The sequence below is a fragment of the Herpetosiphon giganteus genome, assembly GCF_016907925.1.
GTDB classification, from domain to species: domain Bacteria; phylum Chloroflexota; class Chloroflexia; order Chloroflexales; family Herpetosiphonaceae; genus Herpetosiphon; species Herpetosiphon giganteus.
Genome location: NZ_JAFBCZ010000022.1, coordinates 29,717 through 42,100 on the forward strand (window position 1 = coordinate 29,717; position 12,384 = coordinate 42,100).

The following is a 12,384-nucleotide window of genomic DNA, read 5'->3' on the forward strand; positions in this document are numbered from 1 at the left end:
AAGATGTTGGAAAGCGATTTAGTATGTGGCAGGTGCCATCAAACCAGCCAACCCCATCACGCTGGGAAACGGCGATGCATTGGTTTTGGACGTTGGTTACAGCACGTATTTGGCTCATGCTTGGTAGCTTTGTGTCCAGGTCGTGCGGTTCTTGCCTTCCTTGATGGTTACATGTGGGTTGTCGCCCTTGGCAATCCGCGCGTTGACGGTGCGGATGCGTTCCTCTAACGCCTGTTCTAAGGTTGCGAGCTGGGTTTTAATCGGTTCAAGCAAGCGCGGTTCGGCAATCCGAGCGAGCACAGCATCCTTATCCGCCCATTCCGCAGGCCCTCAGCCCCAATATCTAAGCACACATCATCGATATTGAGACTGAGCACTTCGCTGGCACGCATTCCAGTTTCCCGGAGGAGCGTTATGATCAGACGGTAGGGCTGGGATGCTTGGGATATAGCGGCATCCAAGCGGGCGCGATGCTCAGCCGATTGGATGGTGTTCGGTCGTAGCCGTCGACGGTGTACAATATCGGCCAAAAATAGGTCAAGCTGTTCACAAATGGTTGTCATTGTGACTCCTTGATTGCCAGATTGTATGATAATTCCATAGAAGTTTTGGTGGTCGCCGATGATGAGGTACCGGTACCTGAGCGTGATAGTGACAAAGAGTATCCCAGAGAATGTATGATAATGCGGCGTATCTCCACGCGGGCGAAATAGTGCTATGCTAAGCGTCTTCAATGAAGAGGGAAACGAATGCGTGCCTGCTTTAGTAAGGCATCACGTGATCTCATCCTAACGATTGTATAAGGAGTTGGTTATGCGCCGAATGTTCATTCTCGGAAGTATTGTGCTGCTGCTCGTTGCATGTGGACAGGCGAATATCGTCCCGGCGACCTCCTCACCTGCGGTTCAGTCGGCACAAAATCCCTATCCCACGCCGGTTCTGGCGACAGCCATACCGACGGTCATTACCGCCACTGTGACAAGTGTCCCAACCGGAATTGTGCCAAGTCCGACGCTATCACATACCCAACAAATCATCCCACTTGAACTGACGCTTAATCCACCATCATGGGGAACGTGGAACCTTGAGACAATAACTAGTATCACAACCAGCCAACCAAATCTTCAGCTCTGGGGATGGTCAAGGGATGGCACTCGTTTATTATATTCGCAAGATCAAACCCTCAGAATTATGACGGTGGCATCACAGGACGTTGCTATTCTTGCACAAAATATCCAAGCAGCAGTATGGTCACCCCAGGATGATCAGATACTTGCCTATGTCATCCACGATACCACCCGTCCCCAATCAGCGATCAGCACGGTATGGCTCTACGATAGTGTAGCTCAATCGACAACAAAGATTGGGGAATTACCGCTCCCACCACATTCGTCACTGAATATACGCTGGAATCTCGAGCAAGGGCTTGTGCTTGCGACCGATGCGCGCATTATCGTCTTACCCCCTCACGCTAATGGTGGAATCAAGACGCTCTTTGATGATACCCATCCAAGTTCACGTCCATCCATGCAACTCTCACCAAATGGCCACCATGCAGTGCTGACCAAACCCACGAAGCAATACCCGATCAGGAAACATCCGATCAAGCTTCAATGGCTGACGGATGGGAATGTTACTGCTGCCATCAGTATTACTGAGGAATATCCTCGGATTATATGGTCTCAGGATTCTCGCTATGTTGCATTCAATGATGCGACCGATACCATTGTTATCGCAGATGCGAACGGTTTCGTACGCTACAAAACCAATATCACACGCAGCAATCAAGCGCCATTGGCATGGTCGCCTGACAACCAGTATTTTGTATACCAGTTTAATACGAGTGGACAATCTCCCCATAATGCATACATTGCGAAACTCGGTGAAGATGGCAGTATTCGGCTTAATGAACAGTCTATGGAGCGTAAGGGTGGCGCGGTTTTAGAAGTTATGTGGTCACCAAATAATGACTATATTGCGTATACACTCCTAAGCCATGAAAATCCGTCGAATTATGGAGAATTTATATTAACTATTCGTAGAATTGTTCGATAAAGAGGGTGAAAATGCGATCTATAAAAAATACGTTCTCTATTGCTGCATGTATCGTTGTAACATGGCTTTTTTACCCTTTGGTTGTTGATGCCCAATCACCATCAAGCGTACAACCACGACCCAAACACGTTTTAAAAACTCAATACCAATCCTAATGGCCCGCTCAAAGGAATATACAATCAAAAGCTCCATTGTGAGTGCTGAACAATTAATCTATACTCTCTATCATCCATTTGCACGAACCCTCACAATTAATACACCTCTGCCTTAATGGACGAACCTAACTCAGTTAACGCTGGAATGGGCAGCAAGTGACCCACCAAATGGTGGAGTTAAAGCCAGGTGAAAGATTATATGGTCGAGCAACAACTCAATGGGGGAACCTGGATGACACTTGTCGCGTCAACCCAGGCCAACACCTATCTAGTCACCAGTCTCACCAATAATACAACGTATAGCTTTCGCATACGGCCCGCGACTGGGCTGGGAATCAGACTCAGCAAACGCTCACAACAACGATTGATCGCGATCCGCCCTGGAGCTCCTTGAATGCTCCAATCGGCCAGATCGCCAAAACGTGGACTATTTTGCGCTGGACCAGCAGCTATGACCATGCCCCGATCATAATCCAGCGCTGGGCGATGACGAATTAACGCCGTCAGCCACCAACCACGGCCCAGCGCTTACGGGCATTAACGACACCATGAACCTAGCTTGATGCGCATGGGGAATATACTTTTAGTGCCTATAACCTACTGTGGTTAATGTTAAATAGCCGTCGGACATCTCTATTGATGCCCGACGGTCGCACTAAATGCGCGAGAACTCCATAATCCAGTTAGTTTCCCACGTATCCCCGTTATCGGCGGAGAAGGCTTGTTCCCAGCGCAACGCATCCGGCGTGACCGCGAACCAGAGGAAGCGCACTTTAATTGGGATGTCACGCAGCGTGTCATCAGCGTAGAACGTGCCTACACCGTCGACAAAATTTCCGACCACGGGCACATCAAGCTGGTCGGGCATGCGCCCATCGAGCCACCAGATCGACCAACTCATGGTTTGGGGATTGAATGAGCGGATCGCAATCGCGCGATACGGCCCTTCTGGGAGATTCAAGAGGTTGTCTTCGACATTGCCATAGCCGCCAAGCACTGCTTGGGTGGACATCTGCCCAGTAAAATCAATCCATTCGCTGCTGCCAACCAGCCGATCTTTGAGCCGTCGGTGGCGAACATTCCAGTCGCCAAGCACAAAATCAAAGTCGGTTGGGGCAGCAGCCAGTCGTTCTAGTGCCATTGCAAAAACTCCTCACAGTATATGCAATACGTAGCGGGCGCATGCCCAGCCAGCATCACAATACCACCAGCCAGCGCTGCGGTTAACCGCTTGTGGACTGAGTTCTCGTCGCCAGTAAGCCGCTTGACAGCAGCTGGTTCCGCTGCAACCATCAGCTTAAACTTAGACATCGAGATTTTCTGGGGTCAAGTAGGCAAGAAAGGTTGCTAAATCGGGCGCACACCATGAAAAAGGGTCTTCATCCTCAAATGTGTCATGATCCCAGAAAAAGATCTGGCCTGTTGTCTCGCCCGCCAGCGAGAGACAGATTAAATTCCCGCCTGGGTCACTCCCAATCGGCAGCATCGTTGCGGGGATCTCATCGCCAAAAATATCCAGATCGCGATGAATATAATGGTGCGGATCAGCGGGATCAACTGATGAAAAGACGTTCACATGGCCTTCGGTAATCCACTTACCCTTGATGCTAAAAACAATAGGATTGGGTATGCCACCATTGGTTGTGCGCAAAAACGTGCGATAGGCTTCGGGCAACGGGTAGCCGATCCGTGATTCTAGTGCTGCAAGTTGCTGATCAGTGGCTGGTGGTCGTACCTGTGAAAACGTTGGCATTGAGAACGATCCTTTCACGCATACTCAAAATTAGTATACTTGCATACTCAAAATTATTTATTTAGGAGGAGCCATGATCCACCAACTCAGACAATGGTGGTATCGGCGACGGATGATTCGGGGTATGGCTGCAACGCTCAACAACCATCAAGGATTTGGTGCGCGGGGCTGGGATGCTAGCGCCACAATGGCCTTTCAGGCACGCAAGGCATTGGCTGATGACGTTTTGGCCTGGCTTCGCTCCCAATTACCCTATACTGCTACGCCGTATGGCATTAATCGCTACCAACTGCACCTTGGTTTTGCGCAGATGGCTGGCAAACAACGCACTTTCCTTGGCCATGCCGAGGGGTTTCCTGCCTTCAATCGCTTGGAGAGTGGAGCCATTTTTGAGCAGCTGCATCAGCGCTTAACAACCAGCGATTGGACTGCAATGCCCACTCTCACGACCCTTGAAGTCTATCTGGTTAGCTATGGCGATTTGCTCAAACCCATGCTTGATGCTGATGCCAAGCGCTAATCAAGCATAGTTTTGCAGCATTTGGGCGAGATACGTGCGAAATTCAGCAACATAGCTTTGTGGTTCGAGCACTTTAATCTGGGTACCAAAGCTGGCCAAAAGCTGAAATCCTTGCGGATTCTGCGGCACATACATGGTCGCCAGACCATATTCAGCAGTAGCCGCTTCAATGCTGCTTCGGCCATAGCGTTCGATAATTTGGTCGTGGATGCTTGGTGCAACCAACGCCTTAATGGTCACGAATTGCGGATTAGCGTGGGCTGCATTGGCGTGGACTGACCAATCAGCGCGCTGCTGAAACCCGCGTCTATCCATCCGCAACTGCCCCATTCTGGCGAGCTTGAAGCTGCGATAGCCCTGCCGATCAAGGCAGAAGCCTTGCAAATACCAGCTAGATTCGCTGAAATGCAACGCATATGGCTCGACTATGCGCTGGGTTTGCACGCCAGCTTTATCGGTGTAGTCAAATGCTACAAGCCGCTCCTTTACTAGCGCTGTTTGGCAGATTTTTAAGCTTTCACGTAGCTCGGCCCGCCCTTCCCAAGCATAAAATAACAGCTGCATCGAGCGATTAAGCCCTAATGGGCCGACCATGGCCTCGATTTTTTTGATTGTTTGGGCAATCTCTGCGGTGAGAATGAGTTGTTCCAAGCCAGCAAGCGCAGTTAAGAGATGCTGTAAATCGGCGCTGCTCAACAGGCGTTTATCAACTTTGTAGGTATCCAGAATGCCATAGCCACCGTTGACCCCAGTGAGCGCGTAGATCGGGATATTCGCCATGCTCAAGGTTTGCATATCGCGCAGGATCGTGCGCTTGGAAACTTGGAAGAGCTGAGCGAATTCGGTTGCTGAAACGCGCTCTTTTTGCAGCAAGATCATGGTAATCGCAATCAAACGCTCGACTTTTTCCATGGAATCCTTCTTTGCTTCAGTAAAACAGTGACATATAGCTGTCATCGTTTGGCTATTATACTCGCGCTATGAGCAGCACGCCGTGTTGATGAAGGTCAAACACGATCATTAAAGCAACGAAGGAAACCAGATGTTTAACCCAAGCGATTTCCCCAAGCCCACATTAATCGCAGTCAATGGAATCAGTCTTGAAGTTTTTGAAGCAGGCAACGCCAATGGTGGCAAACCAATTGTGCTGTGTCACGGCTGGCCAGAGCATGCCTTCTCGTGGCGCTATCAGCTGGCAGCCTTGGCCGATGCAGGCTATCACGTTATCGTCCCAAACCAGCGCGGCTATGGCAACTCAACCCAGCCAGCAGCTGTTGCAGCCTACGATATTGACCATTTGGCGGGCGATCTGGTTGCCCTGCTCGATCATTATGGCTACGCCGATGCGACGTTTGTTGGCCACGATTGGGGCGCAATGGTGGTATGGGGCTTAACGTTATTACATCCAACGCGGGTCAACAAACTGATTAACCTCAGCGTGCCCTACATGGATCGCGGCACCATGCCTTGGCTCGAATTTTTAGAGGCAATTCTTGGCAGCGATTCGTATTTCGTGCATTTTAATCGCCATCCAGGCGTTGCCGATGCGATCTTCGCTGCCAATACCATGCAGTTTTTGCGCAATTTGTATCGCAAAAATGTGCCGCCCACTGAGCCACAGCCTGGGATGGCCTTGATTAATCTGGCCAACGCCGAAACACCACAGGGCGAGCCGATTATGCGTGATGAAGAATTGGCTGTTTTCGTCGCCGCGTTTGAGGCATCAGGCTTTACTGGCGGCCTCAATTGGTATCGCAATCTTGACCGCAATTGGCAGCGCTTGGCCGATGTCGACCCAATTATCCAGCAACCAGCGCTGATGATTTACGGCAATCACGATTCGGTTCAGCGCTCGCCAAACCTGCCGACGTTCGTGCCCAACGTGGAAGTGCTCAGTTTCGATTGCGGACATTGGATTCAGCAAGAAAAGCCCAACGAAACCAATCAAGCGATGTTGAACTGGCTCAAACGCCACGATCCTGCCTAGACCCACTAATATTGTGCCCTCCGATTAGGTCGGAGGGCACATAAACTTCAGCCCTCGTTCAACTGCTGGAGACTTAATTGCCGCCGCGCCGCTGCCAGGTTTTGCCACCTGTATACGAGGTTGCAACCGTAATGCCAAAACCACGCGCCGAACTTGGATTCAAGGCGCAGCCCGTCATTAGGCCAACGTGTTGCGGCGCGGCGTTGCTTGCACGCGGTCGCAAGAGCGATACAAACAGCGTTGAGCGACAATCAGGCCCTAGTTGTCCAGTAAATTGAAGCGTTTCAGTCTTGCCACCATCAGTAGATTGATAAATCCAATAGGTTGCGCCATCCTGAATTAGCTGATTATTTGGGGCGGTGATTGTCGTGATCTTTAGCTCAAGGCGATAACGGGTTGTGCCATCGGCGCTGGTAAACTGCGATTGATCCATGACATAATCGTATTCACGGGCTGCTTGCGGATTGGTGAGCCAATCGTAGTAGTGTGCGCCAACATTGCCCATCTCAACTTGAAAGGCTGGCGGGTTGGCAGGATTGTAGGTCAATACTCGACGCTCAAAAACTTGGAAAAGCACAGTTTGGGGCTTACCAGCAACTGTTGTCTCGACCCAAACTGCTGGTGTTACTGGATGTCCAAAGATATAGACTGGATCATAAATCATGCCTGTTGTCACCTGCCCATCGCGCAATGTTTTTCCTGTTTGCTGCATAAAATCGAGCATTGCTTGCGGCACAAAATGCCCATTCGAGCCTTGGCGCAACAGCGTTGCTGGGTCATCATGGAAGCTATTGACAACCCCAATCGAGAGATCGGGCCGTAGCAGATCGTGGGCTGGCGTATTGATCGTTGCGCTGGATTCTGTCGCTGGATTCTGGTAGAGCACTTGTAAATCACGGTAGGTTGGAAACGAACCTGGATCGCCTATTGCAGCAATAAAGGCATCGTGCCAGCCATTGTGATCCCAACTGGTTTCTGCATGCATGAGGTCGATGGGGAGCAAGCCGCTGGTCACATACCAGAGATCATGTTCGTTGGCATCAGGATTATTGATCTCCATGCGGCCTTTATCGAAATACTGCACTGCTCGCTCACGGTCGGCTACTTGGGGATCGGGTTCGAGCAGAACGTCGGTTAAGGGAACAGGCCCCCATGTCCATGAGCGTTGGGCCGAGCCGTCAGTGACCAACGAATCATGGCGTTGCCAGCGCTCCTGAAAAACCCTTGCTGGCGAAGGTGCTGCCGTGGTAGGCAGGCTCGGAACAAGCACAGCGAGCATAGTCAGACCCAATGTCCAGAAACGACGACGCATACCAGATTCCTTTCATATCATATAAGAGCGGCGCGATTCCTCAGGATGGGGTGCATAGGTGAATGAGGATAGGTGTATCATACATGCTCAGCGCGGTATCGCGCATAAAAGCAACGTGATGCGCCTCTGATAGCCTGCTGAGAACCCTAGCTTGTTATGTTTGACGAGATTTTAAATAGAGCTAGAAGGAAAAACAATGCTTCCACTGTTAACTGAAACCCAACTTCGTCAGGAGCTAGCGCTTAGCCAAAAGCGGCTGGCAGAACGGCGAAATTATGGCCGAATAGAGCGGGTAGCGCGCTGTCTGCGCCTGTTGGCTGATCCAGCAGCTGCGGCCTTATTTTGTGAGGCCGCAGCCTTGCACGAACGCGTATTCCATGAACCGACCAGTTTTGATAGATTAACCAGAGCAAATCTCTATCGTTTAGCTGGCGAAAAGCACCTAGCCCAGCATTGGTTTCAAGCAACAACCGAGTATGCAGCGGCGCGGCTTGTGCGCTATCCACGCAATGCGACTGAGCAAACAAAAGCTGCGATTGGCTGGTATTTTCTCGGCGACTATGATCGGGTTCGGGAGTATAGTGTCCAGATTCGCAACGACCCTGATAATGATGGCGGAATGGCAGAATGGTTGACCACCCTGATACAGCTTGAAACTGCTCCCAATCAACAGCTGGCCCACCAATTTGTGACGACAATCGAAAAGTACATTCAGCACGATCAGATTCGTTTTTCCGATACAGGCTCAGTCACGATTTGGGATTGGTATGAACTTGCCTATCGTTATACCCAGCACCATTAGCGTACAATTGTAGGCATTGGTTTCAGCAAGAAAAGCCCAACGCAACCAATCAAGCAATAACGGAGGATAGGATATCTTTGGATAGCATGCCGATTGACCCCTTTGATTCACTTCCTGTGCGGCAGGCCGTCGTTCATCCAACGGCGTTTATTCCGTTTGAGCCAAGCCTTACTTTTATAGGTCGTGCGGTGGAATTAAAAGCCATGGCCGCTGCGCTGGTTCCAGTTCAAGCTGCGCTCGTTCTACTTGGGCCAAGCGGAATCGGTAAAACCAGCCTTGTGACTGAGTTCATCGCTCGTTATGGATACGCTTTTCATGGTGGGATCTTTTGGCTCAATTGTGCCAACCATAATTCGATTGAGCTTCAGCTTTCAGGCTATGCGCAGGAATTATCGATTGATGGAACTGGTTTGGATGGAGACCAACTGATTGAGCAGGTGATCAAGGCTTGGCAGTTGCCCATTCCACGCTTGCTGGTCTTTGATAGCTGCGACGATCCTCGCCTGCTAGAGCAATGGCAACCGCTGATTGGTGGCTGTCGGGTCTTGGTGACATCGCGCTTCGATCAGTGGTCAACCCTGAGCACGCTTCAGCTTGACGTGCTAACGTCGATCGAAAGTCGTGAACTTTTGCAGCAAGTCTGCCCGCGATTAAACGCTGGAGAAGCCACGACGCTTGCAGCTGATTTGGGCCATTTCCCATTGACGTTACATGTGGTAGCGAGCTATCTCCAAGCTGCTGCTTCACAGAGCGTGCAACGCTACCAACAGGCGTTAAGCTTGATCAAGCAGCAAACAAGCGTGGTTGTGTCGCAGCCATTAGATTGCGTAGCCAGCGTGCGCTTGACTATTAATCAGCTTGATAGTTTGGCCTTGGGCCTGCTCGATTGTGTTGCATGGTGTGCTTATGGCGTGCCGCTACCGCGTGCGCTTGTGCTAACGTTTATTGCTGCTGAAACGCCAGTTGATACCGCCGTTGCGACCTTGCAGCGCTTGCTGGACGTAGGGCTACTGAGCGGAACAAATGCGATCATCATTCATCAAATAGTGGGCCAGATCGTTCATACACAGGTGGGCGATCACGCCCATGCCATGCACGTTGTAGAACGGTGGCAGACCCAGCTTAATGCTTTAGATGGATCAGCTTATTTTGCCGCAATGCGTTGGGCGGCTCCCCATTTGCAGCAGCTTGCTAGCCTTATGCAGGGCTGGGGCGATCGGGCGGTTGCGATCTGTGCCAACCAACTTGCTGCTTATGCAGACGATTTGAACTGGGATTCGCTTGCAGAGTATTGGTATCAACAGGCTATGCTGGCACAAGAACGCTCATTGGGCTTGGTGCATGAGCAGCTTGCTACAAGTTTAAATAATTTGGCCGAAAGTTGTGTGCGCCAAGGCAAAACTCTGGCCGCTATCGATTATGCCCAACGCGCCTATCAGATCAATCGCCAGCTCTTTGGGGAAATTCATGAGACCACGATGTTTCACGCGCTTAGAGTAGGCCAAATGCTGCGTGCCCATGGTTCGTACCATTCAGCCCAAGCCTGGTATCGCCAAACCTTAGCGATTTTAGCGCAGCTTGATCCTGCGGAACACATCAGCACTATTCTTGAAGCGAACCTTGCTCTGATTGACCTTTTACAGCATGCTGGACAGGCGAAAGATGCTCAGCATATCTATCAACAGGCGATGCATATGCTCCATCCCTTCCCAATTACCAACGATATGGATGCGTATTGGGATCAATATCAAGCATTACAAGCAACGTATCCTCATCAGACCGATCAAACAATGGATTGTTAAAAGCAGTTGGCGGAACGCCAAAATTATGGCCACCTAGAACGAGTAGCTCATTGTCTGCATCTATTGGATGATCCAGATCATCGTGGATAGGAATAGTATTAATGGAAAAAATTCATTTTTTGGCGCGTGCAGTTGGCATTGATTGGATTGATGATGATATTTTAGCGATTGTTTTTGCTGATGATCCTGAGGAGCCTGCCGAATATCTTGAATTGCAACGTAGCTTTGCCGAGCCTGATGAACAGGATCTGGCGCTGGGCATGGATACCTATTGTCTCAGTACCGCAGCGGGTGCTACAACCTATGGCGGGATTACGAGCTTTGTTATTCGTGATAACCAATGCACTATCGACCTAGCGCCAAGCGCAGCAGCAGAAATCGGCATAGCGCAGTACCAGATTGAACTAAGCCTCGTAGCAGACGATAGACCAATTCTGTATGAGCATATCCGCCAACTTTTTCAGGCTGCGCCATCGGCTCCGCAGACGCTACTTTTAGCGTAACCGTTAGATCTGCTATTTGCCCTCTATTTGATGAAATTTTGTATCAAACCACCTAAGATGTGAACCAATCTACAACAACCTTTGGTGGTTTGATACCGATATTTAGCGTACACGATTTAGCCTATAGCAACTTATGGTGTGCCAGCCCACGAAATGCGATAAATAACCCCATTCATGTCATCGCTCACAAACAGCGAGCCATACGGTGCAAGCGTAATGCCAGCAACCCGCCCAAATTGGGCATATTGGCCATTTTGCTCCAGCAAAAAGCCAGTCAAGAAATCATCAACCGCCACTGGCCAGCCATTTTGAAAGCGCACGCGCACCACTTTATAGCCCGTGGGTGGGTTGCGATTCCACGAACCACGCATCGCCACAAAGGCATCGCCATGGTACTCAGCAGGAAACTGGGTTTGATCATAAAAGGCCATGCCAATTGGGGCACTATGGGCGGTGTAGGTCAAAATCGGTGCTTGGGTTTTGGCGCAAAACTCAGCCTTGGATTGATCTTTTGGGGCATTGGGAATATAGGGATCAATTTGTTGGTTGGCAAAACACCATGGCCAGCCATAATTGCCGCCTTGCTGGAGCAAATTCAGCTCTTCTGGGGGCTGATCATTGCCGCGCCAATCAGAACCATGGTCGAAACTCCAGAGATGTTGGCTGCCAGGATGCCAATCGAAGCCAATCGTATTGCGCAGCCCACTCGCATAAATTTGGCGATTGCTGCCGTCGAGTTCGGCAACAAGAATCGTCGCACTTTCTGGATTTGGTTCGGCGCAGGCATTGCAGGTGCTGCCAACCGTAATGTAGAGTTTGCCATCGGGTCCAACCGCCAGCGTGCGATTGGGATGTTGACCTGCATCAGGCAAATCATCAATTAACACGTTCCATTCGCCAAGCGAGCCATCATCGCGCAAGGTTGCTCGTTGCACGGTTTTATCGGTGGCAAGATACAACCAGCCTTCATGAATCGTCAGCCCATGGGCGAGGGGCAAGTTGCTTGCGACCATCCAAATGAGGTCTGCTTGGCCATTCTGGTCGCTATCTTCAAGCGCCAAAATATCGCCTTGTTCACGGCGGGTCACGTAGAGAATGCCATTGGGAGCCATGACCAGCATGCGGGCATTGCCAACATCCTTGGCCCAGACATCAATCCAAAATCCAGCTGGCAAGCGCAGTTGCTGCACTAGGGCTGGGTCAACAGGCAGTTTGGTCGGCTCCACAATTTCGCCATTCGGGGGTGGGGGGGCATTTTCGGCAAAAACGTGGCCTTGCATACTCAGCAGCAGTGCGATACTCGCGATGCCAAGCAATCGTCCAACGCGGCGGTGTGCCATTGCGCTTCCTCCTATGTGGTTCTAACCGAATTCTCTTACAGCGTTACTGGCACATTTCGTACCAACCAATAGCCAGCTTTGGTAAAACACGCTATGCTTGGCGCAAACCCTGAACCCAAACGCTGTTGTTTGGGCGTTGACGCAAAGGAAGATCG

General features: G+C 50.6%; 12 protein-coding genes. 6 read left to right on the forward strand and 6 right to left on the reverse strand.

Annotated features, from left to right (window positions below):
- Window positions 1–114 precede the first annotated feature (114 nt).
- Window positions 115–300, reverse strand: a complete 186-nt coding sequence (locus JOD20_RS18350; protein ID WP_204756664.1) for a hypothetical protein — start codon at window positions 298–300, stop codon at window positions 115–117.
- Between the two features lie 513 nt (window positions 301–813).
- Between JOD20_RS18350 and JOD20_RS18355 the strand changes: the two genes are divergently transcribed.
- Window positions 814–2,055 (forward strand): WD40 repeat domain-containing protein, encoded by a 1,242-nt coding sequence (locus tag JOD20_RS18355; protein WP_204756665.1) that lies wholly within the window; start codon window positions 814–816, stop codon window positions 2,053–2,055.
- A gap of 810 nt (window positions 2,056–2,865) precedes the next feature.
- Here JOD20_RS18355 and JOD20_RS18360 read toward each other — a convergent pair.
- Both JOD20_RS18360 and JOD20_RS18365 read right to left on the reverse strand, forming a co-directional pair.
- Window positions 2,866–3,351, reverse strand: a complete 486-nt coding sequence (locus tag JOD20_RS18360; protein WP_204756666.1) for a hypothetical protein — start codon at window positions 3,349–3,351, stop codon at window positions 2,866–2,868.
- A 162-nt stretch (window positions 3,352–3,513) separates the two neighbouring features.
- Window positions 3,514–3,963, reverse strand: a complete 450-nt coding sequence (locus tag JOD20_RS18365) for an SMI1/KNR4 family protein (RefSeq protein ID WP_204756667.1) — start codon at window positions 3,961–3,963, stop codon at window positions 3,514–3,516.
- 73 nt (window positions 3,964–4,036) lie between these two features.
- Between JOD20_RS18365 and JOD20_RS18370 the strand changes: the two genes are divergently transcribed.
- Window positions 4,037–4,483 (forward strand): hypothetical protein, encoded by a 447-nt coding sequence (locus tag JOD20_RS18370; protein WP_204756668.1) that lies wholly within the window; start codon window positions 4,037–4,039, stop codon window positions 4,481–4,483.
- Here JOD20_RS18370 and JOD20_RS18375 read toward each other — a convergent pair whose 3' ends face one another.
- A complete protein-coding gene (locus tag JOD20_RS18375) occupies window positions 4,484–5,395 on the reverse strand; it encodes a helix-turn-helix transcriptional regulator (protein ID WP_239583936.1) in 912 nt (303 codons plus the stop codon).
- A gap of 130 nt (window positions 5,396–5,525) precedes the next feature.
- On the opposite strand from JOD20_RS18375, the gene JOD20_RS18380 reads away from it, so the two are divergent.
- Window positions 5,526–6,470, forward strand: a complete 945-nt coding sequence (locus JOD20_RS18380; RefSeq protein ID WP_204756670.1) for an alpha/beta fold hydrolase — start codon at window positions 5,526–5,528, stop codon at window positions 6,468–6,470.
- 73 nt (window positions 6,471–6,543) lie between these two features.
- Here JOD20_RS18380 and JOD20_RS18385 read toward each other — a convergent pair whose 3' ends face one another.
- Window positions 6,544–7,782: a hypothetical protein gene (locus JOD20_RS18385; protein WP_204756671.1), complete on the reverse strand. Its 1,239-nt coding sequence runs from the start codon at window positions 7,780–7,782 to the stop codon at window positions 6,544–6,546.
- 196 nt (window positions 7,783–7,978) lie between these two features.
- Here JOD20_RS18385 and JOD20_RS18390 point away from each other — a divergent pair, with 196 nt between their 5' ends.
- The 3 genes from JOD20_RS18390 to JOD20_RS18400 all read left to right on the forward strand — a co-directional run bounded on the left by JOD20_RS18390 (window position 7,979) and on the right by JOD20_RS18400 (window position 10,889).
- The gene (locus JOD20_RS18390; protein ID WP_204756672.1) at window positions 7,979–8,584 is read left to right on the forward strand and encodes a hypothetical protein; all 606 of its coding nucleotides are present in this window, start codon (window positions 7,979–7,981) and stop codon (window positions 8,582–8,584) included.
- Window positions 8,585–8,670: 86 nt separating this feature from the next.
- Window positions 8,671–10,386 carry a tetratricopeptide repeat protein gene (locus JOD20_RS18395; RefSeq protein WP_204756673.1) on the forward strand — a complete coding sequence of 572 codons (1,716 nt, stop codon included), beginning with the start codon at window positions 8,671–8,673 and terminating at the stop codon, window positions 10,384–10,386.
- A 101-nt stretch (window positions 10,387–10,487) separates the two neighbouring features.
- Window positions 10,488–10,889, forward strand: a complete 402-nt coding sequence (locus JOD20_RS18400; protein WP_204756674.1) for an Imm10 family immunity protein — start codon at window positions 10,488–10,490, stop codon at window positions 10,887–10,889.
- A gap of 131 nt (window positions 10,890–11,020) precedes the next feature.
- Here JOD20_RS18400 and JOD20_RS18405 read toward each other — a convergent pair whose 3' ends face one another.
- Entirely contained in the window at window positions 11,021–12,229 is a 1,209-nt protein-coding gene (locus tag JOD20_RS18405; RefSeq protein WP_204756675.1) for a PQQ-dependent sugar dehydrogenase, read from the reverse strand.
- Between the last annotated feature and the right edge of the window lie 155 nt (window positions 12,230–12,384).

Bases quoted from the DNA above. Each gene is read 5' to 3' on its own strand.
- JOD20_RS18355 (WP_204756665.1), top strand. From the start codon at position 814: ATGCGCCGAATGTTCATTCTCGGAAGTATTGTGCTGCTGCTCGTTGCA.
- JOD20_RS18360 (WP_204756666.1), bottom strand. From the start codon at position 3,351: ATGGCACTAGAACGACTGGCTGCTGCCCCAACCGACTTTGATTTTGTG.
- JOD20_RS18365 (WP_204756667.1), bottom strand. From the start codon at position 3,963: ATGCCAACGTTTTCACAGGTACGACCACCAGCCACTGATCAGCAACTT.
- JOD20_RS18370 (WP_204756668.1), top strand. From the start codon at position 4,037: ATGATCCACCAACTCAGACAATGGTGGTATCGGCGACGGATGATTCGG.
- JOD20_RS18375 (WP_239583936.1), bottom strand. From the start codon at position 5,395: ATGGAAAAAGTCGAGCGTTTGATTGCGATTACCATGATCTTGCTGCAA.
- JOD20_RS18380 (WP_204756670.1), top strand. From the start codon at position 5,526: ATGTTTAACCCAAGCGATTTCCCCAAGCCCACATTAATCGCAGTCAAT.
- JOD20_RS18385 (WP_204756671.1), bottom strand. From the start codon at position 7,782: ATGCGTCGTCGTTTCTGGACATTGGGTCTGACTATGCTCGCTGTGCTT.
- JOD20_RS18390 (WP_204756672.1), top strand. From the start codon at position 7,979: ATGCTTCCACTGTTAACTGAAACCCAACTTCGTCAGGAGCTAGCGCTT.
- JOD20_RS18395 (WP_204756673.1), top strand. From the start codon at position 8,671: ATGCCGATTGACCCCTTTGATTCACTTCCTGTGCGGCAGGCCGTCGTT.
- JOD20_RS18400 (WP_204756674.1), top strand. From the start codon at position 10,488: ATGGAAAAAATTCATTTTTTGGCGCGTGCAGTTGGCATTGATTGGATT.
- JOD20_RS18405 (WP_204756675.1), bottom strand. From the start codon at position 12,229: ATGGCACACCGCCGCGTTGGACGATTGCTTGGCATCGCGAGTATCGCA.